General features: G+C 63.4%; 25 protein-coding genes and 1 tRNA gene. 14 read left to right on the forward strand and 12 right to left on the reverse strand.

The window, feature by feature from the left end; genetic code table 11:
* A partial coding sequence (locus D3M59_RS09195) for a beta strand repeat-containing protein (RefSeq protein ID WP_407695446.1) occupies positions 1 to 3,603 on the forward strand: 3,603 nt, incomplete at its 5' end.
* Positions 3,604 to 3,810: 207 nt separating this feature from the next.
* On the opposite strand, the gene D3M59_RS09200 is transcribed toward D3M59_RS09195, so the two are convergent.
* Positions 3,811 to 3,887 (reverse strand) — tRNA-Arg (locus D3M59_RS09200).
* A gap of 129 nt (positions 3,888 to 4,016) precedes the next feature.
* On the opposite strand from D3M59_RS09200, the gene phaR reads away from it, so the two are divergent.
* From phaR to glmS, 5 genes are all read left to right on the forward strand, one after another.
* On the forward strand, positions 4,017 to 4,538 hold the full coding sequence (phaR, locus tag D3M59_RS09205; RefSeq protein ID WP_119533598.1) for a polyhydroxyalkanoate synthesis repressor PhaR: 522 nt from the start codon (positions 4,017 to 4,019) through the stop codon (positions 4,536 to 4,538).
* Positions 4,535 to 4,948: a hypothetical protein gene (locus D3M59_RS09210; protein WP_119533379.1), complete on the forward strand. Its 414-nt coding sequence runs from the start codon at positions 4,535 to 4,537 to the stop codon at positions 4,946 to 4,948. Before phaR ends, D3M59_RS09210 begins: the two co-directional genes overlap by 4 nt.
* 306 nt (positions 4,949 to 5,254) lie before the next feature.
* On the forward strand, positions 5,255 to 5,827 hold the full coding sequence (locus D3M59_RS09220) for a hypothetical protein (protein ID WP_147416736.1): 573 nt from the start codon (positions 5,255 to 5,257) through the stop codon (positions 5,825 to 5,827).
* 94 nt (positions 5,828 to 5,921) lie between these two features.
* A complete protein-coding gene (gene glmU, locus D3M59_RS09225) occupies positions 5,922 to 7,277 on the forward strand; it encodes a bifunctional UDP-N-acetylglucosamine diphosphorylase/glucosamine-1-phosphate N-acetyltransferase GlmU (RefSeq protein ID WP_119533599.1) in 1,356 nt (451 codons plus the stop codon).
* A gap of 1 nt (position 7,278) precedes the next feature.
* Positions 7,279 to 9,102, forward strand: coding sequence for a glutamine--fructose-6-phosphate transaminase (isomerizing) (gene glmS / locus D3M59_RS09230; RefSeq protein WP_119533382.1), 1,824 nt, complete (start codon positions 7,279 to 7,281; stop codon positions 9,100 to 9,102).
* Here glmS and D3M59_RS09235 read toward each other — a convergent pair whose 3' ends face one another.
* On the reverse strand, positions 9,103 to 10,005 hold the full coding sequence (locus tag D3M59_RS09235; RefSeq protein ID WP_119533383.1) for a LysR family transcriptional regulator: 903 nt from the start codon (positions 10,003 to 10,005) through the stop codon (positions 9,103 to 9,105).
* 146 nt (positions 10,006 to 10,151) lie between these two features.
* Here D3M59_RS09235 and D3M59_RS09240 point away from each other — a divergent pair, with 146 nt between their 5' ends.
* From D3M59_RS09240 to alr, 3 genes are read left to right on the forward strand one after another with little or no spacing between them, the layout of a single operon-like run.
* Positions 10,152 to 10,463, forward strand: a complete 312-nt coding sequence (locus tag D3M59_RS09240; protein ID WP_119533384.1) for a UrcA family protein — start codon at positions 10,152 to 10,154, stop codon at positions 10,461 to 10,463.
* 9 nt (positions 10,464 to 10,472) lie between these two features.
* Complete coding sequence (locus D3M59_RS09245; protein ID WP_233543217.1) at positions 10,473 to 10,892, forward strand: GFA family protein; 420 nt, start codon at positions 10,473 to 10,475, stop codon at positions 10,890 to 10,892.
* 10 nt (positions 10,893 to 10,902) lie between these two features.
* Entirely contained in the window at positions 10,903 to 11,934 is a 1,032-nt protein-coding gene (alr, locus tag D3M59_RS09250) for an alanine racemase (RefSeq protein ID WP_233543218.1), read from the forward strand.
* Here alr and nth read toward each other — a convergent pair.
* The 5 genes from nth to D3M59_RS09275 are packed head-to-tail and all read right to left on the reverse strand — an operon-like array spanning position 11,903 to position 14,801.
* Positions 11,903 to 12,574 carry an endonuclease III gene (nth, locus tag D3M59_RS09255; RefSeq protein ID WP_119533387.1) on the reverse strand — a complete coding sequence of 224 codons (672 nt, stop codon included), beginning with the start codon at positions 12,572 to 12,574 and terminating at the stop codon, positions 11,903 to 11,905. The genes alr and nth overlap by 32 nt on opposite strands.
* A complete protein-coding gene (gene dapB, locus D3M59_RS09260; protein ID WP_119533388.1) occupies positions 12,571 to 13,281 on the reverse strand; it encodes a 4-hydroxy-tetrahydrodipicolinate reductase in 711 nt (236 codons plus the stop codon). The genes nth and dapB overlap by 4 nt, the downstream gene beginning before the upstream one ends.
* 21 nt (positions 13,282 to 13,302) lie before the next feature.
* Positions 13,303 to 14,061: a DUF72 domain-containing protein gene (locus tag D3M59_RS09265; protein WP_119533600.1), complete on the reverse strand. Its 759-nt coding sequence runs from the start codon at positions 14,059 to 14,061 to the stop codon at positions 13,303 to 13,305.
* A 35-nt stretch (positions 14,062 to 14,096) separates the two neighbouring features.
* The gene (locus D3M59_RS09270) at positions 14,097 to 14,495 is read right to left on the reverse strand and encodes an acyl-CoA thioesterase (protein ID WP_119533389.1); all 399 of its coding nucleotides are present in this window, start codon (positions 14,493 to 14,495) and stop codon (positions 14,097 to 14,099) included.
* 42 nt (positions 14,496 to 14,537) lie between these two features.
* Positions 14,538 to 14,801 carry a DksA/TraR family C4-type zinc finger protein gene (locus tag D3M59_RS09275; protein ID WP_119533390.1) on the reverse strand — a complete coding sequence of 88 codons (264 nt, stop codon included), beginning with the start codon at positions 14,799 to 14,801 and terminating at the stop codon, positions 14,538 to 14,540.
* Positions 14,802 to 14,870: 69 nt separating this feature from the next.
* Between D3M59_RS09275 and D3M59_RS09280 the strand changes: the two genes are divergently transcribed.
* Positions 14,871 to 15,587: an NAD-dependent deacylase gene (locus D3M59_RS09280; RefSeq protein WP_119533391.1), complete on the forward strand. Its 717-nt coding sequence runs from the start codon at positions 14,871 to 14,873 to the stop codon at positions 15,585 to 15,587.
* A gap of 8 nt (positions 15,588 to 15,595) precedes the next feature.
* Here the strand turns inward: D3M59_RS09280 and era are convergent, their stop codons facing one another.
* Genes era through lepB form a run of 3 tightly spaced genes read right to left on the reverse strand, consistent with a single transcriptional unit; the run spans position 15,596 to position 17,993 of the window.
* On the reverse strand, positions 15,596 to 16,489 hold the full coding sequence (gene era / locus D3M59_RS09285) for a GTPase Era (protein WP_119533392.1): 894 nt from the start codon (positions 16,487 to 16,489) through the stop codon (positions 15,596 to 15,598).
* Positions 16,486 to 17,148, reverse strand: a complete 663-nt coding sequence (rnc, locus tag D3M59_RS09290; RefSeq protein ID WP_119533393.1) for a ribonuclease III — start codon at positions 17,146 to 17,148, stop codon at positions 16,486 to 16,488. Before rnc ends, era begins: the two co-directional genes overlap by 4 nt.
* Positions 17,145 to 17,993 carry a signal peptidase I gene (gene lepB / locus D3M59_RS09295; RefSeq protein WP_119533394.1) on the reverse strand — a complete coding sequence of 283 codons (849 nt, stop codon included), beginning with the start codon at positions 17,991 to 17,993 and terminating at the stop codon, positions 17,145 to 17,147. Before lepB ends, rnc begins: the two co-directional genes overlap by 4 nt.
* A gap of 80 nt (positions 17,994 to 18,073) precedes the next feature.
* Here lepB and pgi point away from each other — a divergent pair, with 80 nt between their 5' ends.
* The 4 genes from pgi to D3M59_RS09315 are packed head-to-tail and all read left to right on the forward strand — an operon-like array spanning position 18,074 to position 23,713.
* Positions 18,074 to 19,585, forward strand: a complete 1,512-nt coding sequence (gene pgi, locus D3M59_RS09300) for a glucose-6-phosphate isomerase (RefSeq protein ID WP_119533395.1) — start codon at positions 18,074 to 18,076, stop codon at positions 19,583 to 19,585.
* Positions 19,582 to 20,922, forward strand: a complete 1,341-nt coding sequence (gene gorA / locus D3M59_RS09305) for a glutathione-disulfide reductase (protein ID WP_119533396.1) — start codon at positions 19,582 to 19,584, stop codon at positions 20,920 to 20,922. The genes pgi and gorA overlap by 4 nt, the downstream gene beginning before the upstream one ends.
* A complete protein-coding gene (locus tag D3M59_RS09310; RefSeq protein ID WP_119533397.1) occupies positions 20,922 to 22,508 on the forward strand; it encodes a phytoene desaturase family protein in 1,587 nt (528 codons plus the stop codon). The genes gorA and D3M59_RS09310 overlap by 1 nt, the downstream gene beginning before the upstream one ends.
* Positions 22,505 to 23,713, forward strand: a complete 1,209-nt coding sequence (locus tag D3M59_RS09315) for a CaiB/BaiF CoA transferase family protein (RefSeq protein WP_119533398.1) — start codon at positions 22,505 to 22,507, stop codon at positions 23,711 to 23,713. The genes D3M59_RS09310 and D3M59_RS09315 overlap by 4 nt, the downstream gene beginning before the upstream one ends.
* On the opposite strand, the gene D3M59_RS09320 is transcribed toward D3M59_RS09315, so the two are convergent.
* Positions 23,710 to 24,432 carry a hypothetical protein gene (locus D3M59_RS09320; RefSeq protein ID WP_119533399.1) on the reverse strand — a complete coding sequence of 241 codons (723 nt, stop codon included), beginning with the start codon at positions 24,430 to 24,432 and terminating at the stop codon, positions 23,710 to 23,712. The genes D3M59_RS09315 and D3M59_RS09320 overlap by 4 nt on opposite strands.
* Positions 24,429 to 25,643, reverse strand: coding sequence for a toxic anion resistance protein (locus D3M59_RS09325; RefSeq protein ID WP_119533400.1), 1,215 nt, complete (start codon positions 25,641 to 25,643; stop codon positions 24,429 to 24,431). The genes D3M59_RS09320 and D3M59_RS09325 overlap by 4 nt, the downstream gene beginning before the upstream one ends.
* Between the last annotated feature and the right edge of the window lie 79 nt (positions 25,644 to 25,722).

Genomic DNA, 25,722 nt, shown 5'->3' on the forward strand with positions numbered 1-25,722 from the left:
TGGATGCTGGACGGCATCGAAAACCTGTCGGGCGGACTTGGCAATGACAGCCTGACGGGCGACGGCAATGCCAATGTGCTCGCCGGCAGTGCGGGCAACGACAGCCTGTCCGGCGGAGCGGGCGACGACACGCTCTACGGCGACGGCGACATAAACTGGGACACGCACGGGGTCGGCCGGTCGGGGCCGATCGTGACGACCGCCGATACCGGCGCAGGCGGTAACGACACGCTTGAGGGCGGGCTTGGCGACGACCAGATTTACGGCGGCGGCGGCATCGATACCGCCAGCTACGCCAATGCCGGCGGGGCTGTGGAGGCGTATCTCTACGAAGGCGGCTTCGGCGAGGCGGTCGGCGCCGACGGCTACGACCAGCTGTTCAATATCGAGAATCTGACGGGTAGCGCCTTCAACGACATCTTGTATGGCAATAGCGAGGCCAATGTCGTCGACGGCGGCGACGGGCATGACTTCCTGCAGGCGCGCGGTGGCGACGACACCGTTTATGGCGGCAGTGGCGACGATTATCTGGGCGGCGGCACCGGCAATGACTTGCTCGACGGCGGGGCGGGTTTCGACCGGGCGTCCTTCGCAAACGGCTCGACCGGGCCGGTTACCGTCGACCTTCGAATCCAGGGGTTGGCCCAGAACACTGGCCTCGGGATGGACACGCTGATCGACATCGAGGCTGCGTCCGGCACCGCCTTCGGCGACACTATCACCGGCAACAGCGGCGACAACTGGCTGTGGGGCGCTTCGGACGGCACGGGCAACGACACGCTCGACGGCCAGGAAGGCAACGACCTGATCGAAAACGGCGCAGGCGATCATGTGCTGAGCGGAGGCGACGGGATCGACACGTTCCGCTACAGCGCACTCACCTCGGCCACCGGGATAACCCTTAGCCTGGCACTGCAGGGCGCGAGCCAGAACACCGGCGTCGGCATCATGCTGCTCAATGGATTCGAAAATCTGACGGGCTCGCAATTCGCCGACTCCCTGACCGGCGACGGCAACGACAATCTGCTCGCGGGCAGCGGGGGAGATGACACGCTGGTTGGTGGAGCGGGCAACGACACGCTCTACGGCGACGGCCATGTCTCCCCGGACACCCATGGAGGCGGGGGATCGGGCCCGATCACGACCTGGGCCGATGTCGCGACGATTGGCGGCGTGTCGGGCAACGACCTGTTGGAAGGCGGCCTCGGCAATGACGTGATCGACGGTGGCGGCGGGATCGACACCGCGACCTACGCCAATGCCGACGGGTCGGTTAGCGTCAATCTCGGCCTCGGATTTGCCTCTGGCGCGGACGGCAACGACACGCTCGCCAACATTGAGAATGTCGTCGGATCGGAATTCGCCGACACGCTCAACGGCGACGGCGGCGACAATGTCATTGAAGGTCTTGGCGGCAACGACCTCATTCAGGGCCAAGGCGGCAACGACACCATCTACGGCGGTGACGGCGACGACACGCTCCGCGGCGACACCGGCGAAAACTCGCTCGCAGTGAGCGGCGACGACATCATCTATGGCGGCAACGGCAATGACGGACTGCGGGGCGGCCTAGGCAACGACCAGCTTTATGGCGGAGCCAATAACGACCTTCTGCGCGGCAATGGCGGCGTCGATTATTTCGACGGCGGGATCGATGACGGCGAAGGGGTCAACGGCATCGGTGACCGGGTCAGCTTCTTCGAACTGCGCGCAACCCAAGGAGCCGTGGCGGACCTGCGCACGGGCGTCATCTCGAACGACGGCTTCGGCAATGTCGAGACGATGGTCGACATCGAATCGCTGGGTGCAGACACAGCCTATGTCGACACCTTCCACGGCGACGACAACCGCAACTTCTTCGGCGGCAGCCGCGGCGACAATCTTTACGGCCACGGCGGCGACGATCGGTTCCAGACCGGCGCGGCGGCGGCGGTCATCGACGGCGGCTCAGGCATCGACCTGCTGGCGCTGGACGCAAGCGGCGGCTGGCTGTTGCCCGACGCGGACGCCGACGGCCTAGCGGAAAGCGCCGCAGCGGCATTGGCGGGCTGGACCGTCAACCTGGACGCCGGGGCGATGATCGACGGTTATGGCAATAGCGGCACGGTCACCGGAATCGAGAATGTAAACGGCAGCCAGCTAGGCGACGCCATCACCGGCGACGCCAATGCCAATGTGCTCAAAGGCGGCGATGGAAATGACGTGCTGGAAGGCGGCCTGGGCAATGACACGCTCGACGGCGAAAGCGGTGTTGACACGGCCAGCTATGCCAACGCTGGCAGTTCGGTCACGGTAAGCCTGACTGCAGGCAGTGCATCCGGCGCGGACGACGACGACACGCTTGCCGGTTTCGAAAATGTCATCGGCTCGCAGCATGACGACGTGATCATTGGCGGATCCGGCGCCAACCAGCTGAGCGGCGGCGGCGGTGACGACCTCCTGTATGGCCGACAGGGCAACGACGAGCTGCTCGGCGGGGACGGCGACGACTTCCTTCGCGGCGAGGAGGGCGATGACATTCTCAACGGCGGAGCCGGCAAGGATCGAGTGTCCTATGGCTTCCTAGCCGCCGCAGTTGGAGTCACCGTCAACCTAAATGTCCAGGGCGTTGCCCAGGATACCGGCCACGGCAAGGATACGCTGATAGACATCGAGCATGCCTCGGGCACGATCTATAACGACGTCATCACCGGCAACGGCGACGACAACTGGTTGTGGGGCGGGTCTAACGGCAGCGGGGTCACCGGGAACGACACCATCTCCGGCGGCGGTGGCAACGACCTGATCGAGGTCGGCACCGGGAACCACACGCTGGACGGCGGCACGGGTGACGACACGCTGTCGCTGTTCGGCAATTCCACCGACATCACAGCGGCCGGAATCACGTTCGACCTGACCCGTCTCGGCACGGCCCAAAACACGGAACAGGGGATGATGCTGGCGACCGGCTTCGAAAATGTGTCGGGGTCGATCTACGACGACTTCATCACTGGCAACAATGGAGCAAACATCCTGCTCGGCGACGCCGGCAACGATACGCTCCGCGGCGGCGATGGCAACGACACGCTTTTCGGTGACGGCCGCATGGCGATCGACACGCACGGCACCGGCGGATCGGGCGACATCACCCTGGTCGACGACGTTGCAGCCGAGTTCGGTCTGACACCCGGCAACGACATCATGCTGGGCGGACGGGGCAACGATACGCTCCACGGCGGCCGGGGCGACGACACGATGACCGGCAACCAGGGCAATGACAGTTTCGTGATCAGTGCTCAAAGCGGCGACGACGTCATCACCGATTTCGCGGTCAACATCGACAAGATCGTGTTCGACGCCCTGTCGGGAGTCGACGACTTCAGCGACCTCACCATCGTCAAGGTGGGGTCCAAGACGGTTATCAGCTGGGGAACGACGGACTCGATCACGCTTGACGGAGTCAAGGCGAGCTCGCTCGATGCCGGCGACTTCGAATTTGGCTCACCGGCGTGGGCCAGCGTCGCGGAGTCCCTGTCGCAAGGATCTTCCTTCGGCCAGTCGAGCGCGATGGATCAAGCGGCATTAGACATGGCGAGCGTTTCACTCGCGCTGATGCACGGTTGATCGCGCGCGGCGGTGCTTCCGGCCATGGCGCGGGGCTGCTGAGGCAGCCTCACGCCTAACTCATGGGTGATGACCGGCTCTAAATGGTCTGCATTGCCAAACTCTAGGTCTTGCAGCGGTCCGTTCGCTTTCGGCCATCAAGGTGCGTACGTGCCCCATCTTCGCGCTGTCGGGCGGGACAAGAAGTATTCTGCGCATCTGAGGAAATGGCGCACCCAAGAGGATTCGAACCTCTGGCCTCTGCCTTCGGAGGGCAGCGCTCTATCCAGCTGAGCTATGGGTGCGTTGCGGCCCGCTTAGCTTGGCATCTTCGGCGGGGCAAGCGGCTCTCCGCGTTCGCGGGTGCGAAAGGGCAATGTTGCGGCGCGGGACTGCGGCGACTAGGTTCTCGTCAAATTTCCACGGAGCGTATGATGGCCAAGCCGGCAGACAAGGTGACGATCAAGAAATACGCCAACCGCCGGCTCTACGATACGGAGAGCAGCAGCTACATTACGCTGGACCGGCTGGCGGCGATGATCCGCGAGGGCCGGGATTTCGAGGTGGTGGACGCCAAGACGGGCGAAGACATCACGCACCAGGTGCTGACCCAGATTATCGTCGACGAGGAGTCGCGCGGCGCGACGATGTTGCCAGTCAACTTCCTGCGCCAGCTTATCGGGCTTTACGGCGGGCAGATGCAGGGTGCCGTTCCGCAATATCTCGAGGCTGCAATGGAAGCGTTCCAGAAGAACAGTGCGACCGTTGCCGGCGCCTTCGGGCCAAGCATGTTCACCGACCTCGCCAAGCGCAACATGGCGATGTTCGAAGAAGCGGCGCAATCCCTGGCTGGCAAGAAGGCTAAGGTGGAGAAGGACGGATCGGGCGATGAATTGGCTAAGTTGAAGGCCGAGCTCGCTGCTTTGCAGGCAAAGGTCGATAAGCTCGGCAAATGATTCGTTTTATATTGCTGTTCCTCGCGTTGGCGACGCCCGCTGCGGCGCAAGTCGGCCCTATCTCGTTCGAATCCGGAAAGGCGCTGACGATCGCGCCGGGCCAGTGGACGCATATCGCGACACCGACCGGTTCCGAGGCACGTTATGGCGGTTACCTTATTATCCGCTGCGACCGGGCCAGTCGGACAGTTACTATCTTGCGTCCCGGCCTTGCGCCGCAGCCGCTGGCCATCGCTACAAGCGCGCTCGGGCGTACGGTGCCGGCGGGCGGACGCCTACAGGCCAACGACCCGCTGCTCGACGCGATCGCGTTCAGTCGGGGGCGGTTCCTGGTGACGGGAGGGGGCGCGACGCTGGCGATCCCAAGCTGGCCGGAAGCGGCGCGAAGCATCGAAGATTGTCGAATCTGACCACAATTACAAGTCTTGTTTATTCCCTCCATCCACAACATGTTGGTGTTGCAATTAAGCAGCGAAAGGAGGTGATCCGATGTCTCATGGTTCAGCTAAGAGGTCGGATTTGTTCGCTCGGAAGGTGATGGCCTAACCAGTCGTCCTTTGTCCTTCCGGGCTGGAGCGCCCGGTCGCTGACCATGTTCAAGGGAGTTGTCGTGTGGTGCGACAGCTCCCTTTTACTTGTCTCTGTCATTGTTTATTTCGGAACCGTTCCTGCGCTGAACCGCTTTCACGCGGAACAGATACGAAAGGGAGGCAGTGATGGCTAAAGGTTCCACGCGTCGCACGAGTAGCAGCAAGAGCAGCAGCAGCGGCGGTTCCAACAAAACCACGATGGACAAGATTGCGAAGGCGGCCATGAGCCGCGAAATGCTTGCTGCCGGCCTGACCGCGGCGGCCGCGGCAATTGCCGCCAGCCCCAAGGCGCGCAAGGCCATTCGCGATGCGGGTCTCGATGCCGCTGACAGCGCCAGCCAAGCCGCGACGACGATGATGACCAATGCCTCCAAGCTCGGCTCGCTGATCGCGGAAGCGGTCGCCGATGCAGCACAGCGTGTTATGTCGGGTAAGTGGGTTGACGATGCTGAGGCCGCAGTTAGCGGTGCAGCCGCGAGCGCGAAAAAGGCCGTGGGCCTCAAGTCCTCGACCTCGACTGCCTCCAAGCCGGCTGCCAAGCGTGCCGCGCCGAAAAAGACAGGCGCCACCCGCAAAGCCCCGGCAACGAAGCGCGCAACCAGCGCGTCGACTGCCGCCAAGCCGGCGGCCAAGCGGCGTTCGAGCAGCACCGCTCGCAAGCGTACTCCCGCCAAGTCAAAGACAACGCCCGCAAGCTAAGCGGAAGAGTTTCGTCGATTGGCAAGGGCTCCGGTCGCGTACCGGGGCCCTTCCTGTATGGAAAAGGCGCAAAGTGCGTGTAATGGCGAGCGGCATGAACCAGTCGAAATTTTCAGCCGTCATCCTCGCGGCCGGCCAAGGTACGCGGATGCGGTCGGACACCCACAAGGTGCTTCATCCGATCGCCGGCAAGCCCATGCTCCTCCACCTCCTCGCAACTGTCGAGGATTTGGGCGCGGAGCGGCGCGTCGTTGTCGTTGGTAAAGGCCGCGACCAGCTTGAAGCGGCGCTTGACGGTCACGGAGTCGAGACCGCGTTGCAGGCGGAGCAGAAGGGCACGGCACACGCAGTGCAAATGGCAGAGGATGCTCTGTCAGGGTTCGAAGGGCCGGTGGTAATCCTGTACGGTGACACCCCCTTCGTGACCCGCGAAACGCTACAGCGAATGCTTACACGTCTTGAGGCCGATGACACGCCGGGCGTCGTCGTGCTTGCCAGTTCCCCTGAAGATGGCAAGGCCTATGGTCGCGTCATCCTGGGCGAGGGCGACCACATCGCCAAGATGGTCGAATATAAGGACGCCACCGAAGAAGAACGCGCGGTTAAACTGTGCAACAGCGGCATGATGGCGGTCAGTTCGCGCGACCTGTTTCGCTGGCTTGCCAAGGTCGGCAATGCCAATGCGGCCGGCGAATATTACCTGCCAGACGTCGTCATGATCGCCAATGACGAGGGCCGTCACGCGGTAGCAATCGAAGGTGAAGCGTTCGAGACCGCCGGGGTCAATAGCCGCGCCGAACTGGCGCACTTGGAGCTCGACTGGCAGCGCCGCCGGCGCGAGGAAGCGCTGGAGCAGGGCGCGACGCTGATCGATCCGGAAAGCGTTTGGTTCTCCGCTGACACAGAGCTTGGACGCGACTGCACCATTGAACCGCACGTCGTGTTCGGCCCTGGCGTGAAGATCGCCGACGGCGCAACCATTCGGGCCTTTTCCCACATCGAAGGCGCCACGATCGCCAGCGGATGCGAGGTTGGTCCGTTCGCCCGACTGCGCCCGGGTGCCGTGCTGGAAACGGGCGCCAAGGTCGGCAATTTCGTCGAGGTGAAAAAGGCGCGGCTGGGTGAGGGCGCGAAGGCCAACCATTTGAGCTACATCGGCGACGCGGACGTCGGCACGAAGGCGAATATCGGCGCCGGGACAATCACCTGCAATTATGACGGCTTCAACAAGTCGCGGACGGAAATCGGCGACGGCGCCTTCATCGGCTCCAACACCGCGCTGGTGGCGCCGGTTACGGTAGGCGAGGGCGCGATCGTGGGCGCAGGATCGGTGATTACCAAGAATGTCGCGGCCGACAGCCTAGCTGTAGGTCGCGGGGAGCAACGCGGTTTTGTCGGCTGGGCCAAGCGGTTCCGGGACAAGCAGGCGGCCAGGAAGGGCGTAAAGTAAGATGTGTGGAATTGTCGGTATCGTCGGTCGCGAAGCGGTTGCCGGAAGGCTCTTCGACGGCCTCAAGCGGCTCGAATATCGCGGCTATGACAGCGCGGGCATCTGCACCGTGCAGGCAAGCGACTTTGAGCGCCGCCGTGCCGAGGGGAAGCTCGAGAATCTGAAGCGCGAGTTGGATGCTGCTCCGCTGCACGGCGATGTCGGCATCGCGCACACGCGCTGGGCGACCCATGGCGCGCCGACCGTCGATAATGCCCACCCGCACATCGTCGGGCCGGTGGCGCTGGTCCACAACGGCATCATCGAGAACTTCAAGCCGCTGCGCGAGGAACTCCAGGCGGAAGGCCGCAGCTTCCTCAGCGAGACGGACAGCGAAGTCGTGGCGCATCTTGTCGCCCGCGAAGTCGAGCGGGGCGCATCGCCGCAGGACGCCGTGGCGACTGTTCTGCCGCGTCTGCACGGAGCCTTTGCGATCGCCTTCCTGTTCAAGGACCATCCCGACCTGGTGATCGGCGCGCGCATGGGTGCGCCGCTGACGGTCGGCTATGGGGAGGGCGAAAATTACCTCGGCTCCGACGCGCTGGCGCTGGCGCCGCTGACCCAGCGCATCGCCTACCTCGATGAAGGCGACTGGGTCATCGTCGAGCGGGACAGTGTCCAGATCTTCGACCGCGACAATAAGCCGGTCACGCGCGAGATCGTCGAGTCCGGTGCGTCGGCGGCGACGATCGAGAAGGGCAACCACCGGCATTACATGCAGAAGGAAATCTTCGAGCAGCCGATCGTCGTTGCCCAGACGCTGCAAAGCTATGTCCGCCCGTTCGAGGGCAGGGTGGCATTGCCCGACATCGACTTCGACCTCGGGTCCGTGAACCGTGTCACCATCGTTGCCTGCGGCACCAGCTTCTATGCCGGCATGGTCGCCAAATACTGGTTCGAGCAGTTCGCCCGGGTTCCGGTCGACATCGATGTCGCGTCCGAGTTCCGTTATCGCGAGCCGGTGCTCGAGAAGGGCGGGCTGGCGCTGTTTATCTCGCAGTCCGGCGAGACCGCCGACACGCTGGCGGCGCTCCGCCATGCCCGCGAGCAGGGCCAGACCATCGCCGTGGTCGTCAACGTGCCGACCAGCTCGATGGCGCGCGAGGCCGACCTGTTGCTGCCGACGCATGCCGGTCCCGAGATCGGGGTGGCCTCGACCAAGGCCTTTACCTGCCAGCTGGCGGTGCTGGCCGCACTCGCTGCAAACCTCGCGCGTGCCAAGGGACGGCTGAGCGAGGAGCAGGAGCGCGAGATCGTCGCTCACCTGCAGGAAGCGCCCGAAGCCATGAGCCAGGCCCTGGGCCATGACGAGGACATTGCGGCCATGGCGCACCTCATCGCGCCGGCGCGTGACGTGCTCTACCTTGGTCGCGGCCCCGAATATCCGATGGCGCTGGAAGGTGCGCTGAAATTGAAGGAGATCAGCTACATCCACGCGGAAGGCTATGCCGCGGGCGAGATGAAGCACGGACCGATCGCGCTGATCGACGATCTGGTCCCGGTGATCGTGCTGGCGCCGTCAGGACCGCTGTTCGAAAAGACCGTCAGCAACATGCAGGAAGTGCGTGCCCGGGGCGGCAAGATCGTGCTCATCAGCGACGCAAAGGGACTTGCCGACGCGGGCGAGGGATGCATGGCCACCATCGAGATGCCGGAAGTGCACCCGCTGATCGCGCCGCTGGTCTACGCCGTCCCGGTCCAGCTGCTCGCCTATCACGTGGCGGTGGCCAAAGGCACCGACGTCGACCAGCCGCGCAACCTCGCAAAGAGCGTGACGGTCGAGTGATCAGGCGGCGAGGTTGAGCTCGCCCACTCGCTTCTTCAACCGTTCGTAGAGAAAATCGATCACCAGTCGAACCGCCGGAGTGTGGCGAACGCGTTCGTGCGTCAGCAGCCACATCACGCGACCGTGGCCGGTTTTCGGCGGCATGCATCGGACAAGGTCCGATTCTCCATCGGCGATCACGCAGGGGAGGACCCCAATCCCCATGCCGGCACGGATGCCGGTGAGTAGTCCGGTCGACGTGCCCTGCTGGATCGTAACCTGTTCGCGAAGCCCGAACTCTTCGAGGATGGCTTCGTAGGCGCGCCACAGGTTTCCACCGCCGCCGCCAACTAGCGAGTGCTGCCGAAGCTCCGCTTTGCTGTGGGGTACGCCGCCATGTCGCTGCGCGTAGTCACGGCTGCAATAGAAGGTCCAGTCATCGTCGCAGATCCGACGGCCGACGATCCCAGCGGGGGCTGATTTGGATGTGCTGCGCAAGGCAATATCAGCCTCGCCGGCTCCCAAGTCTCGAAGGGATCTGCTGCTGTCGAGCTCGATCCGGATTTCGGGATGTCTTTCGTACAAATCTACGAGCATTGGGCTCAGCAGCGCATCAGCGAAAATGTCTTCGGTGGTCAGCCGGACTATTCCGCCGGTTTCGCGTGCGGACGCGGCGGCGGCTTCCTCAAACCGTGCGGCTGCACCGGCGACCGCCCGTGCGCGTTCCAGCAGACTCTCACCGACAGGTGTCAGTGCATAGCCCGCCTGGCGCCGATCGAAGAGAGGAAAGCCGGTGGCCGCTTCCAATGCGGCAATGCGGCGCGCCACCGTGGTCTGGCTGGTGCGGAGTTCTCGACCGGCTCGCAATGTGCTGCCGTGATCGGCGACTGCGAGAAAATAGCGCAGGTCGTTCCAGTCGAGCATGACGCTGATTAGCTCCGTCAGGTTCTCGGTTCATTCTGCAATTTTGCAGAACGATAACACAAACTCGTTGCTTATCAAAACTGATTTGCTGACATAGATGGATGGTCGCTCCGGTGCTCGCCGGTCCTGAATGAGGGAGACGCGACATGACCAAGTTGATTCCAGCATTATTGATCGTACTCGCGCCTTTGCCGCTGGCAGCGCAACCAGTCGAAGCGGTGACGAGCACCGTCCAGACAGCCGACCTCGACCTGTCGAGTAAGTCCGGGCAGCGCACCCTCGATCGCCGACTATTTCAGGCAATTGCCGAGGTTTGCGGCACGGCATCGCCATCCGATCTCGCCGGCCAGAACAAGGTCCGGGCCTGCCGGTCAGATGCACGAGGGCGCTTCGCGCCGGAAAGAGACCAGCGAATCGCCGCTGCCTCTGGCCAGCCGATAGAAGTGGCTGCCCGCTAAAGAAACCAGTTGAAACAGTTGCGCCGCAAAGGGCATTGCCGAGTGATGGAGATCACGGGCGGATGTCATTGCGGCGCGGTTCGATTCAGGGCGAGCGTTGCCAATTCGCCGGTTCCGGCGCTCGACTGCAATTGCTCGATCTGTTCGATGACCGGATTCATGCACGTCATGGTTCCGCATCACCAGTTCCGGCTCGAGAGCGGAGACGACAAGCTAACCAGCTACCGCTTCGGCTCGGGCGCAGCCGAGCATTTGTTCTGCTCGGTTTGCGGGGTGAAGAGTTTTTACCAGCCGCGCAGCCATCCCGAGGCTTGGAGCGTCAATGCCAATTGCCTCGACCAACCGCTCGACCTTGCAATCGAGCATTTCGACGGCCGCAATTGGGAGAGGGCGAAAGCCGCCCTCGACGAAGGCGGAGACGCTGGTTAGGGCCACCGGCGTGACTCATGCTGCACTCCGCCTTCGTCTCGATTCCAGTGCTCTCAAGCAGAACTGGCACTGGCTGCAGAAGATGTCCGGCACCGCGACCGGCGCGGCGATCAAGGCGGACGGCTATGGGCTGGGTGCCCGCGAGGTGATGAACTGGCTGGCGGCCGAAGGCTGCCGGAACTTCTTCGTATCGACCTGGGTAGAGGCCGAAGCGCTGGGCAACATCCCGGACGGAACGGTGGTCAGCGTCCTTCACGGCGCCGGACCCGATGACATAGGCACGGCCCTCGCTTCGTCCGCGCGACCGGTCCTCAATACGCCGCAGCAGGTTGCGCGCTGGAAGGAGGCCGCCCCGGGACGGCCGTGTGATGTCATGATCGATACTGGCATCAACCGGCTGGGTCTGCGCACCGACGAGGTGCACCTGCTGGATGGCCTCAAGATCGAAACGTTGATGAGTCACCTGGCGTGTGCAGACGAGGATAGCGAGATGAACGCGGTCCAGCGCGACCGATTTACCGCCGTCGCCGCAACCGTTGGCGCAAGGCGTTATAGCCTCGCCAACAGCGCGGGCATTTGCCTTGGCCGCGACTATGCGTTCGACCTCGTCCGGCCCGGCCTCGCGCTGTACGGCGGCACGCCGCGTGAGGAGGCTGATGGAAAGATCAGGCAGGTTGCCTTCCCGGAGGCGGAGATCATTCAGCGCAGGACGATCAAGGCCGGCGAGGCCTGCGGTTACGGGGCGACCTGGACCGCGCAGGCCGATACCGAGGCAGCTGTTGTCAACATCGGCTATGCCGACGGTTACCTGCGCTGCTTTGCGGGGCGCGGAGCGGCCAGCATCGATGGCTTGTCCCTGCCGCTGATCGGGCGGGTGTCGATGGACCTTCTGATCATGGATGCCAGCGCGGCGCCCGATGCACGGGAAGGCGATTGGGTGACCCTCGATTATGAACTGCCGTCCGCGGCGGAGGCGTCGGGTCTGTCCCAGTATGAGCTGCTAACTGGGCTCAGTGAGCGGCTGGAGCGGCGCTGGGTCTAGCTTTTGGCGCGGGGGTTTTGGGCTTGAAGGCGCACAGGTCCGCAACTGGACAGCGCCAGCACTCGGGCGTTCGTGCCTTGCAGGTATAGCGACCGTGCAGAATCAGCCAGTGGTGCGCATGGGTGATGAACGGTGCCGGGGTTGCCTTTTCGAGCTTTAATTCGACTTCCAACGGCGTCTTGCCCCTGGCAAGGCCCGTCCGATTTCCCACGCGGAAAATATGCGTGTCCACCGCGATCGTCGGCTCGCCGAATGCGACATTGAGGACGACGTTGGCGGTCTTGCGGCCTACCCCGGGTAAAGTCTCCAGCTCGCCGCGTTCGCGCGGAATTTCGCCGTCGAATTTATCAACCAGGATTCGCGCTGCAGCGATGACATTCTTCGCCTTGGTATTGAACAGGCCGATGGTCTTAATGTGTTCCTTCAGCCCTTCCTCGCCCAGATCGAGCATCTGCTGCGGCGTCCGGACCTTTGCGAATAGCGTGCGTGTTGCCTTGTTCACCCCAACGTCGGTCGCCTGCGCCGATAGGGCTACGGCGACGAGCAGAGTGTAGGGGTTCACATATTCCAGCTCAGTCTCTGGCGCGGGGTTCGCCTCCGCCAGCCGCCGGTAGAATTCGAAAATGTCGGCTTTCTTCACAGCGAGTCAATGACGTCGCGCATGGTGTAGAGACCGGGGGGCTTACCGCGCAGGAAGCGGGCGGCAGCGAGGGCACCCCTGGCGAAGATGGCGCGGCTTTCGGCGCGGTGCGAGAGGATCAGCCGCTCGTCTGGGCCCAGGAACATCACGTCATGGTCGCCCGCCACGGTGCCTCCGCGGATGGAGGCATAGCCGATCGCGCCCTTTTCGCGATTCAGGTCCGTACCGTCGCGCCCGCGCTCCTCGGTCGCCTTGCCTCTTCCTCGCTTTGCAGCCTCGCCTAGATAAAGTGCGGTGCCCGACGGGGCGTCGGCCTTCTTCCGGTGATGGGCTTCGGCGATTTCGATGTCCCAATGCTCGGGCCCCAGTACAGCCGCCGCGCGCTCGACCAGGTCGGCGAGCAGGGCTACACCTAGCGAGGTATTGGGAGCGCGAAGGACCGCGACGCTCTCCGCCGCCCTGGCAATCGTCTCGTCTGCAAGCTCATCGAGACCCGTCGTGCCGATGAGGATCGGAACGCCAGCACTCACGGCGCGGTCGAGGCTCGTCGGCAAAGCGCCGAGGCCTGAGAAGTCGATAAGCACGTCGCCATTGTCGTTCGACAGCAGGAACGACGAATCCTCATCGATCGCGGCCTTGATCGCTTTGCCCATGCGGCCGTCTGGTGCGAACAGGGCGATGCGGACGGGTTGCTGGTCGGTGCGCATCGCGGGTTGATGGCCGATGCGTCAGTCGTGCGCAATGCCCAGCCGCTGCTGGAGGGCGAGGGCTGCCTGCGGCGCCCGAACCTTCGCACCGTTGATCATGAAGATGTAGGAGTCGCGGCCGCCAGCCGTCCATTTTCGTGCCTGCTTCGCGAAGCCATCCAGCGCTTCCCCGTCATAGCCGGTGGCGTTGTCCTCGCTCATCCGCTGGAGGCGGGCGTAACCGAAGCTGGCCGTGTCCGCGTCGACGGTCGGAAATTCGTCATCGTCACCGAATGCGATCGCCACATCATGGTCGCGGCAGAGCGCGAAGAATTTCTCGTCGCGGAAACTTTCGTGGCGCGGCTCGATGACGTGGCGGAGGGGAACGTCGTCACGCTTGGCCGGGAGCAGGTCGAGGAACGCCCCGATATCTTCACGATCGAACTGTCGATGAGCGGCAAGCATCCAGAGGATGGGACCTAGCTTGCTGTCGAGCGCAGTGAGACCCTGCGCCAGGAAATTGCCGATACCTTCGCCCGCTTCCGCCAGCTTGGGACGGGTGACGCAGTACCGCGAGCCTTTCACCGCGAACTGAAAATCGTCGGGCACCGCGTCGGCCCAGGCTTGCCAACTCGTGGGCTTCTGGCGGCCATAGAAGGTGGCGTTGATCTCGATCGCACCGAACTGGCGGGCGGCGTACTCGAGTTCGCACCTTTGCGGCAGATCGTTCGGATAAAATGTTCCGCGCCACGGCGGATAGGTCCAGCCGCCAATGCCGATACGGGTCACAGGCCTCGTCATGGAGGCCATAACGGTCCGCGGCGCCAGGCGCTCCGTCAGTCCTTGGGCAGGAAACGGGCCGCGACGTCGCGGGCGAGGCGAGCGGGTCGGTGGGTGACCGCGTCAAGGCAGCACCACTGACTCTTCACCTCGGCCAGAACGACCTCGCCGCGCTTGATGACGGTGGTGAAGAAGGCCTTGGCGCCTTCCACGCGTTCCGCGATCACATCGGCGACGACAAGGTCGTCGAGGAAGGTCGGGCGGCGGTACTTGATCTCGTGGCTGAGCGCGATCCACAGGTGCTTGGCGACAGCTTCGGGTGGGGCAACCTTTTCCCAGAACTCAACAACCGCCTCCTGCACCCATTTCAGATACACGCTGTTGTTGACATGACCCATATGGTCGATGTCCTCAGCTTGGATGCCAATCGGGTGATGAAAAGCCTGATTATTCATGTTCCTCGACCCTGACGGTCGCTTACATTCGTGTCAATATCGTTACCGAAGCTGGCTGTCCTTGCTGCCGCGCCGGTTGATAGCGGAATGCACGACGGCCCGGTCGCGTTCCGACTGGCAGGCAACGCAAGTGCGCACCCCGGGCAGTGCAGCGCGGCGCTTGACCGGGATTGGCTCACCGCAGTCGTCGCAGTCCTCCGCGCTCTCTCCAGCAGGCATGCGCAGGCGCGCCGCCTGGATCGCGTCCTTCACCGTGTCATCTATCTGGTCCTGCACCGCGCCATCGCGCGTCCATCCGCCGGCCAATTGCGTTTCCTTCCAATACGTAAATGGTGACAGACTGGTCCAAGTTCCAGATGTTGTAAGGATCAGAAGATGAGCAACTTGCGCAATATCGTGATCCTGACCGGAGCGGGGACCAGCGCGGAGAGCGGGCTGGCGACGTTTCGCGGGCCAGACGGGCTGTGGGAAGGTCATCGGGTCGAAGATGTCGCGACGCCGCAGGCCTTTGCGCGCGATCCGGCGTTGGTTCACAATTTCTACGACGCGCGGCGGGCGCGGCTGGCCGAGGTGGAGCCCAATGCAGCGCATACGGCGCTGGCGCGGCTGGATGCCGAATGGCCCGGCGCCCTTCTGATCGTCACCCAGAATGTCGATGATCTACACGAACGGGCGGGGGCGAAGCGCCTGCTGCACATGCACGGGGAACTGGCGAGCGGCTGGTGCCTCCGATGCAATGAGCGGTTCGGCTGGGCTGGGCCGATGGGCAACGGCGGTGCCTGCCCGGCTTGCCAGACCGTCGGCATGGTACGGCCCGACATCGTGTGGTTCGGCGAAATGCCCTATGAGATGGAGAGGATCGACCAGGCTATCGTGCGAGCCGATCTGTTTGTGTCGATCGGCACGTCAGGCGCGGTCTACCCGGCGGCGGGCTTCGTCCAGACCGCGCGATATCACGGGGCGCGGACGCTGGAGATCAACTTGGAGCCGAGCCAGGGTAGCTTGTTCTTCGATGAGCGGCGCTATGGACCGGCGAGCGTGGAGGTCCCCAAGTGGGTAGAAGAGGTATTGGCAGGGTCGCCAAACGTATAACGCTGTCTTTACTCGCTCCAATCCAGGCCGATGTCCTGATAAAGCCCGCGATCTTCGTCCCAGCGCGGGTTGACCTTCACATGCAGGAACAGGTGGACCTTGCGGCCGAGGTGTTCGGCGATGGCTTCGCGGGCGGCCTGGCCAATGGCTTTCAGGCGGGCGCCGCCCTTCCCGACGACAATTGCCTTCTGACTGTCGCGCTCGATCAGGATCTGCTGGTGGATAACCGTTGAGCCGTCCTTGCGATCCTCCCACTTCTCCGTCTCGACGGCCGCGGAATAGGGAACTTCGGCGTGGAGCTGCAGGTAGAGTTGCTCACGGGTTAGCTCATTGGCCACCATGCGGTCGGTGGCGTCGGTCAACTGGTCTTCAGGGAAGTGCCAAGGGCCTTCGGGCATCGCGGAGGCGAGGTGCGCCTTAAGATCCGCGACGCCGTCGCCGGTGGTCGAAGAAATCATAAAAATCTGTTCGGGCTTAAGTCGCTCGGCCAGCCGTGCCGCGAGGACTAGCAGGTCTTCCTTTTTAGCGATGTCGACCTTGTTGAGGACGAGGATCTTGGGCTCCGGCCGGGCCTCGACGCCTTCGATGACCTGCTCAACGCGCGGGCCGACTTTGGCCGCCGCATCAATAACGAGTACCACGCGGTCGGCGTCCTCGGCGCCTTCCCAGGCGGCCTTGACCATGGCCCGATCAAGCCGGCGATTAGGAGTGAAGATGCCAGGCGTGTCGACGAGCAAGATCTGCGCGTCGCCCTCTATCGCGATGCCCATCAGGCGGGCGCGGGTGGTCTGCGCCTTGGGACTGACGATCGCGACCTTTTGTCCGACCAGGGCGTTTACCAGCGTCGACTTGCCTGCATTCGGCGCGCCGAGGACGGCTACGAGGCCGCAGCGTCGAGTCATGAAATCTTCTCCAGTAGCGCGGCTGCCGCGGCGGTTTCGGCTTCCTGTTTCGAGGCGCCCTCGGCTTCTGCTTCGCCGTGGCGGCCGAGAGTAACCTTCACTTTGAAGCGCGGGGCGTGGTGCGGGCCGTAGCGGCTGACCAGTTCATAGGCGGGAACGCCCAAGTTCTTCGCGGCCGCCCGTTCCTGAAGCGCGGACTTCGGATGCACCGGTGCGCGCTTCTGCTCTTCGAGGAAGGGGGCCCAATTGGTGCGCACGAAGCGGTCGGCAGGTTCGAGCCCACCGTCAATGAATAGGGCGCCCAGCACCGCCTCGACCACGTCTCCTACGACATTGTCGCTGAGGTTGGCATGGTCTTCGCGAGCTTGGCGGCCAAGGCGGATATGGCGCGGCAAATCGAGGTCACGGCCGACGTCAGCGCAGGTCTCGCGGGCAACAAGCGCATTGTAGCGGCGGCTCATTTTGCCTTCCGGCTCGCTCGGGAACCGCTCGTACAACCAATGGGCGACGACGAGGCCGAGCACCCGGTCGCCGAGGAATTCCAGCCGCTCATAGGTTTCGCGGCCATGACTGCCATGAGTTAGTGCCCGTTCGAACAACTTGGCATCCGAAGGAGCGCGACCGAGTGTCTCGGCGATGAAAGGGGGGAGCTGGGTCACGGGTGGTAGTCGGTCCCGATGCGCTCGGTACGAAGCGCTGTGAACCAGCTGATCGGATTGATCCACGAGGCGCTCCCGTCGGTCGACCAGAAGGCAAGCTCGGCGCGGCCGACGATGCGGTCGATGGGCACGAAGCCCATGCCGCCGATTTCGACCGCATAGCGGCTATCGAGGCTGTCGTCGCGATTATCGCCCATCAGGAAGAGGTGGCCTTCGGGAACGCGGACTGGGCCGAAGACATCGGCCATGCCGGCGTCGGTCTGGTCGAGCACGGTGAAGCTAGGACCGTTGGGCAATTGCTCGCGGTAAGCAGGATAGACACAACCGGGCCGGCCCTCTGCGTCATCTCGGTACATCTGCACGGCGGGCGGGACGACGCGACACGGGCTGTTGGGTGTGATCGGAAGGACCTTGTCCTCGATCGGCTGACGCGGGACTGGGCGGCCGTTGAGGATGACCTGACCGCCTTGGACAGCGATTGTGTCGCCCGGGAGGCCGATCACGCGCTTCACTACATCGACATCCTCCGGACCCATGAACACGACCACGTCGCCGCGTTCGGGCGTAGAGCCGAAAACTCGGCCATCGAAGGGCGGGAAGCCGAACGGGAAGCTTACCCGAGCGTAACCATACGGCCATTTGGACACGAACAGATAATCGCCGATCATCATCGTTGGCAGCATCGAGCCGGACGGAATGCTGAACGGGGCGACGATCAGGCTTCGCAGAACCCAGGCCGCGAACGCCAGAATCAGCAGCGATTTCAGGAAGCTGCCGGGCGTTTCCTTGGTCTTTTCGGTAGGCGGCACGGAATAAGCCTTGCGGCGGGAGAAGGGGAAATTCATGTCTCGCCCGCTTTTGAGGGAAGGGCGGGGAAGGTCAAGCGGGGATGGAAATTGCCCCGCGTCCCTCTATGAGGCTGGCGATGGCGAATCTTGACCGCAACGCCGCGTGGACGGCAATCGAATCCAGCTCGGCAAAGCGGCTGTCAGACCTGTTCGCAGACGACGCGGAGCGGGTAGCGAATCTCAGCCGAAACGTCGCGGGCATCCACTTCGATTGGTCGAAGACGCACCTCGACAGCACTCTGCTGTCATCGTTCGAGCTGCTGGCCGAAGCTGCCGGATATAAGGCGGCTCGCGAGACATTGTTTGCCGGCGGCATCGCGAATGTTACCGAGGGTCGGACTGCGACACACGTTGCCGAGCGCGGTGAGGGCAGTCCTGAGGACAATCGCCTGGCGGCGGAGCGGCACGGGCGGATGCGCAGCCTGGTCGACGCGATCGAGGGCGGGGCATTCGGCGAAATCGAATCGATTCTTCACATTGGCATTGGTGGGTCGGCGCTGGGTCCTGACCTGGTCATCGACGCGCTAGGCCGCGATGCCGACCGGTTCGAAGTGCGGGTGCTGGCCAATATCGACGGCGAAGCCTTCGACCGGGCGACCTGGGGCCTCGATCCTGCATCGACGCTGGTCGTCGCGGTCAGCAAGACCTTCACAACAACGGAAACGCTGACCAATCTGGACGCCGCGCTGGAATGGCTGCGCGACGCGGGCGTTAGCGACCCATATGGCCAGGTAATCGCAGTGACTGCTGCACCCGACAAGGCTGTCGAGTTCGGTATCGACGAGACACGCATCCTGCCTTTTGGCGAGGGCGTGGGCGGACGTTATTCGCTGTGGTCGGCCGTCGGCCTTTCTATCGCGCTGGCGCTCGGCTGGGGGGCGTTCGAGGAGTTGCTCGAGGGCGCGGCGGAGATGGACCGTCATGTGAAGCTCAGCGACGGCACGGCCAATGTGACGTTGCTGGCGGCCTTCGCCGACCAGTTTTATGCGCAGGTCCGGCATGCTCAAACGCGCGCCGTCTTCGCCTATGACGAGCGGCTGCAGCTGCTCCCCGACTATCTCCAGCAGCTGGAGATGGAATCAAACGGCAAGTCGGTCACAGCCGATGGCGAAGCGTTAAGCCGTGCATCCGCGCCAGTTACGTGGGGCGGGGTCGGCACAGATGCACAGCACGCTGTCTTCCAGCTGCTTCACCAAGGCACTGTGCCGGTGCCGGTTGAATTTGTCGCCGTGGTCGAGAATGAAGACAGCATGGACCTGCGGCATCACCAGTTGCTGCTCGCCAATTGTTTTGCGCAAGGCGCCGCGCTGATGGCGGGCCGAGCGAACGAAGATGCGGCGCGGGCTTATCCGGGCGATCGGCCATCCTCGACAATCTTACTGGACCGGCTCGACGCCAGGTCGCTGGGCGCTCTTATCGCTTTTTACGAGCACCGCACCTTTGCCAATGCGGTCCTTCTAGGCATCAACCCGTTCGACCAGTTCGGCGTGGAGCTGGGCAAGGAAATTGCTCGCTCGCTCGACGAACCGGAAGGGCGCGTGAAGCTGGACCCGTCGACCCGCGACCTTATCGAAAGGGCTGGACTGTGACCGACTTCGACCTGTTTGTGATCGGCGCCGGATCGGGCGGGGTGCGCGCGGCGCGGATCGCCGCGGCCCATGGCGCGAAGGTCGCGGTGGCCGAAGAGCATAAGGTCGGCGGCACCTGCGTCATTCGCGGCTGCGTGCCCAAGAAGCTACTCGTCTATGGCGCACATTTCGCCGAGGATCTGAACGACGCGGCGATGTTCGGCTGGGATATACCCAGCTGCTCGTTCAGTTGGCCGGTGCTGCGGGACAATGTGCTGGCGGAGGTGAGTCGCCTAGAGGGCCTGTACAAGCAGACGCTGTCCAACCACGACGTGACCATTTTCCACGAGCGGGCAACGCTCGCTGGTCCGAACGAGGTGCGGCTGGCGTCGGGTAAGACGGTTACCGCAGGAAAAATTCTGATTGCGACGGGCGCACGGCCTTTCATGCCCGAAGTCGAGGGCGTGGAGCATGCCATCAGCTCCAACGAGGTGTTTCACCTTGAAAGGCTGCCGAAGAGGATCGTAATCGCCGGTGGCGGCTATATCGCCAACGAATTTGCTGGGATCTTTCACCAGTTCGGCAGCCATGTCGTCGTCGTGAATCGATCGGAGACGATCCTTCGCGGCTATGACGAGCAGATGCGTGACCGGTTGCTGCAAATCTCGATGATCAAGGGCATTGAGTTCCGCTTCAACTCCTCGTTCGACAAGATCGAGCGGCGCGATGACGGCAAGCTGCATTTGTCGATGCGCGGCTGCGATGACCTAGAGGCCGACGCGGTGTTGTTCGCGACAGGGCGCGTGCCAAATGTCGAGGGGCTTGGGCTTGAAGGCGTCGGTGTCGAGCTTGGCGACAAGGGCCAAGTCAAGGTCGATGCGAACAGCCGCACGAGCGTGCCGTCGATATTCGCGGTCGGCGATGTAACCGACCGCATCCAACTAACGCCGGTCGCGATCCGCGAAGGTCATGCCTTCGCCGACACTGAGTTCGGCAAGAAGCCGTGGACGGTAGATTATGGCTGCGTGCCGCACGCCGTTTTTTCGCACCCGCCGATTGCAGGCGTCGGAATGACCGAGGGCGAGGCGCGCAACAAGCTGGGGCAGGTGCGAACCTACACCAGCGATTTCCGGCCGATGAAGAACGTGCTGGCAGGCCGCAACGAGCGCTCGCTTTACAAGCTCGTGGTTGACGCAGCTACCGACGAGGTAGTCGGCATCCATATGATCGGGCCGGATGCGCCCGAAATCCTGCAGGCGGCTGCCATCGCGGTGAAGGCCGGCCTCAAGAAGGCCGACTTCGACCAAACGGTTGCCCTTCATCCCACCATGTCCGAAGAACTGGTCTTGATGCGCTGATGCACGACATTCTTATCATCGGGGCGGGGCACAATGGCCTGACCTGCGCCTATTATCTCGCAAAGAAGGGCCTGAAGGTCGCAGTGCTGGAGGCCGCCGACAAGGTCGGCGGGGCAGCAGTGACCGACGAGTTCCACCCCGGTTTTCGCAACAGCGCCGCGAGTTACACCGTGTCCCTGCTGCAGCCAAAGGTCATCCGCGACCTGGAATTGGAGCGGCATGGCCTGAAGGTGGTGCTGCGCAAAATCGACAATTTCCTTCCCGGGCCAAAGCGGAGCTATTTGCTGTCGGGCCGCAACGGGCTGACACGGTCGGAGCTAGCCCGGCACGTTCCCAGCGATGGAGCGGCGTACGACCGCTACAATGAAGAGCTGGAAACAGTTGTCCCGCTGATCCGCAAGTGGCTGTTAAAGGCACCGCCCGAAGCGGGAGCAGGGCTGCGCGGGCTGCCGAGGCTGGCGAGCCTGGGCAGGGACCTTGTCGGCCTGTCGACGGACGAGGTGCGGACCGTGCACGAGTTCGCTACCAAGAGCGCAGGTGACATCCTTGACCGCTTCTTCGACGGCGAAATGGCCAAGGCGCTCTTTGCGTTCGATGGCATCGTTGGCAATTTCGCGTCTCCCTACACGCCGGGTACGGCCTATGTGCTGTTGCACCACCTGTTCGGTGAGGCGGCTGGGGTTCCCGGGGCGTGGGGGCATGCGATAGGTGGCATGGGTGCGATCACGCAGGCGATGGCCAAGGCCTGCCGCGAGGCGGGGGTCGACATCGTCCTTAATGCACCGGTCAGCGAAATCATCGTCGAGAAGGGACGTGCCGCGGGCGTGGTTTCGGGCGGCAAGAGCTGGCGCGCGTCGACAGTCGTCGCCGGCGTAAACCCGAAGCTGCTGTTCGACCGGCTGGTGCCCAAGGGCACGGTCAGCAACCAGGTCGAGCAGCATTTTCATCACTGGGGCTGTGAAAGCGCGACTTTCCGGATGAATGTCGCACTGGACAAGCTGCCGAACTTCCCGGCGCTGCCCGGTCGCGGCGATCACCTGACCGCCGGCATCATCATCGCGCCGAGCATGGACTATATGCACCGCGCCCACGCCGACGCCGCGCTCAACGGCTGGTCGTCGCAACCTGTGGTCGAAATGCTGATCCCCTCAACGCTCGACGACAGCCTGTCCCCGAAGGGCAAGCATGTTGCCAGCCTGTTCTGCCAGCACTTCCGCTACAAGCTGCCGGACGGACGGTCGTGGGATGCCGAGCGTGAAGCGGCGGCCGATACGATTATCGCGACGGTCGATGCACACGCACCGGGCTTCGCCAAGTCGGTGATCGCCCGGCAAATCCATTCGCCGCTGGACCTCGAGAGACGCTTCGGCCTGATTGGCGGCGATATTTTCCACGGCAAGATGGGGTCGGACCAGCTGTTCAGCGCGCGGCCGATGATTGGGGCGTCCAATTACCGGATGCCGCTGCCGGGTCTGTACCTGTGTGGATCGGGGGCGCATCCCGGCGGCGGCGTAACCGGGGCACCGGGACATAATGCAGCCCAGGCGATCTTGGACGACCGCAAGCCCTGGGCGCGCCGCGCATGAGTAAGCCCCTCGCCGGCGTCCGTGTGCTGGATCTCAGCCGCGTGCTGGCGGGCCCTTGGGCGACCCAGCTGCTCGCCGACCTTGGCGCCGAGGTGATCAAGGTCGAGCGCCCCGGTGAAGGGGACGATACGCGACATTGGGGACCACCTTGGCACGAGCATGATGGGGAAAAAGTCGCCGCCTATTTCCTGGCCGCGAATCGCGGAAAGCAGTCGGTCGCGATCAATTTCGGCACCGAAGAAGGGGCGGCGCTCGTCCGCAAAATGGCGGCGGACGCAGATGTCGTCGTGGAGAATTTCAAAGTCGGTGGTCTGAAGAAATTCGGGCTGGACGCCGACAGCCTTCGAGCTGCGAACCCCCGGCTAGTGTACGCGTCGATTACCGGCTTCGGACAGGACGGCCCCTATTCCGCGCGGGCCGGCTACGACTATATCATCCAGGGGATGGGCGGGCTGATGAGCCTGACCGGCGTGCCGGACGGGGAGCCGGGCGGCGGACCGATGAAGGTCGGCGTGGCGGTCGCGGATTTGTTCACCGGCATGTACACTGCCAACGCCATTCTTGCGGCGCTCTACCGGCGCGAACAGACGGGCGAAGGCGCAACGCTCGACGTGGCGTTATTCGACACGCAGCTTGCCATGCTTGCGAACCAAGCGTCCAATGCACTGGTCAGCGGCGTTGATCCAAAGCGGCTTGGCGCTGGCCATCCGAACATCGTGCCGTACCAACCGTTCCAAGCGTCGGACCAAGCGATCATTATCGCGGTTGGCAACGACCGGCAGTTCGCGCGGCTTGCGGAAATATTGGGCCGGACCGAGTGGGCCGCTGATCCCGACTTCGCGACCAACGCCGCCCGCGTCGCCTCGCGCGACCGGTTGGTGCCGATGATTGCGGAAATCATCGGTTCGAGGTCTGCCGCCCAATGGTTGGATCAGTTGGAACGGGCTGGCATCCCGGCCGGGCCGATCAACACGATCAGCCAGGCGCTGGCTGACCCGCAGGCAATATATCGCGGTGCGCGCATCCAGGCGGGTGGCGGCGACCTTGGCGAAGTACCGATGGTCGGATGCCCCATCCGCATCGACGGTGAGCGCAGCGACGCGCCACTGCCGCCGCCAGCGCTCGGCGAGCACGGCCGATTGTTGCGGGAAATGCTCGGCGACGACGAATACCGGCGGCTCAAGGCCGCCGGCATCGTGGCTTAGTCGATCGCCTCGTCCTTGTACCGGGACTGGATGAAACGGCCCTGTGTTTCGAAGGCGGCGAGGTCGGCCCGGGCCAGTTTCTCCGAGATTTCCGTCAGGGCCTGACGCCCCGCGGACAGCGCTTCGACCAAGCGCTGATCAACGCTGACGCCTTCGCCGTCGCGTTCGTTGCGATACGGGGGCGGCACATGCAGGTACCGATCGATGAGACCCGGAAGGTGGCTGGACATCAGCCGGCGGGCGTCCTGGGCGCTGGGATCAAGTTCCGGAACCCGCTCCAGCGTCTGGCGGAGGGCAGGAAGCGCTGCCGAAAGCTGATCCAGTTCAGCCTGCGCGGGCGCAGGAAGCGCGCGGCGTGCACGGAATAGGTAGCTGTCGAAGCGCTGAACCATCTGGCCGTTGGGCAAGTCGGGAGTAACGTTGGGCGCCGCGATTTCCTTGTTTCCGCCTACCAGCAGGAGTGCCGCGACACCGACGGCTAAGCCGACTGCGGCAAGGAAGCCAAACATTCCGATCGGAACGATCATTCCGATGATGATCGTCGCTAGGCTGATCACGCCTACGGCGATGCCGGCCCGGGTAACGGCGCGGCCCAGTCCGGCGTTCAGCCGCTGGCGCTCCCGCCGGGCGGCGTCGCGAACGGCACCGCCCCGTTCGTCCAGCTGCTGCATGACGCGGTCGGCGCGGGCAATCGCCTGGTCGGCTTTGTCAGTCGTCATTTCTGCTCGATCGGGGTGAAGGGGGAGGCGGCATTTTCAAGCTTGCCTTGGGCGACGCCTTCGGCCCGGGCGATATAGCCCTTCGACTTCTCGACTTCGTTGCCAAGCGTGTCGACCGTTTGCTTCATGTTGGCGAGCGCAGCCAGCTTGAACTGGTCGATCTGGTCCATCGTGTCGTAAATATTCTGGAAGGCGCGTTGCAGCGTTTCAAGCGGGATCGTCGAGCTCGCTGCCTGTTCATGGATCGCACCGGTTTGAGTCCGGAGCAGTTCGCCGGTGGTGTCGATCATTCCTGCCGTCGTGGCATTGAGCGCACTTACCTGTTCTAGCACGAGGCGCTGGTTGGTCATTGCCTGGGCGACTGTCACGGCAGTGCGAAGTGCGGCAACCGTGGTGGTCGAAGCGCGATCAACGCCCTTCACCAGCTCGACATTGTTCTTCTTGACGAGATCGAGTGCGAGATAGCCTTGAACAGTGACTGCCATCTGGGTGAGCAGATCAGTGGTGCGCTGGCGCGTATAGAACAGAGCGCTTTCGCGGATCGCCTTGGCCTTGGCAGGCTCCGTCGCGTCGAGTTCGTTCGCCTTATCCTCCAGCTGCTTGTCGAGGCTCTTGGAGATGTGGATCATCTGTTCGAGGCGGTGCATCGTCTTCCACAGCCCGGCGCGCTCCGTGTCGATCGCGGCATTGTCCATCAGCAACTCGTCCTTGCCATTGCCGAGGCGCGACAGGATCGCGGAGATGTGGGTTTGCGAACTGCGGTACTTGTCGAAGTAATTATTGATGCGCTTCCCGAAGGGGATGATGCCCAGGAATTTGCGGGTCGTGAACGACTTGCTATTTTCCTTCGGGTCGAGGGCCTCGACGGTACGGCGAAGCTCGGTCAAGTCGGCGCCGATACCCGTGTCGCTGTCGATGGCCTTGACCGGACGATCGAGGAAGCGGTTCGAAGCGCCTGCGGCCTCGGCGATTTCCTTGCGGCCCATCGCAGTGAGTGCATCGACCTTCTTGCCGAACTCGGGGCTGTTGGAATCCAGCGCTGCCAATTCCTCGACAAATTTCGCGACCTTCTGGTCGAGTTCGCTCGTCTCCTCGGTTTTCAGCGGTACCAGGCCGGCCGCCTCCTGCACGGTGATCGGCTGAAGCGCCTCGGGCGGCTCCAGCTTGATCTTCGTTGCGGTCGCGGTCGTGCTCGACGGGTCGCTGGCCATATTCAATCCTTTTCTTCCCTGTTGCCCGGGAAGGTGGAACGCCCTCCATCCCCGCGCAAGAGGCTTATAAGTGTATTAT

Source organism: Sphingomonas edaphi (assembly GCF_003583725.1).
GTDB classification, from domain to species: Bacteria; Pseudomonadota; Alphaproteobacteria; order Sphingomonadales; family Sphingomonadaceae; genus Sphingomicrobium; species Sphingomicrobium edaphi.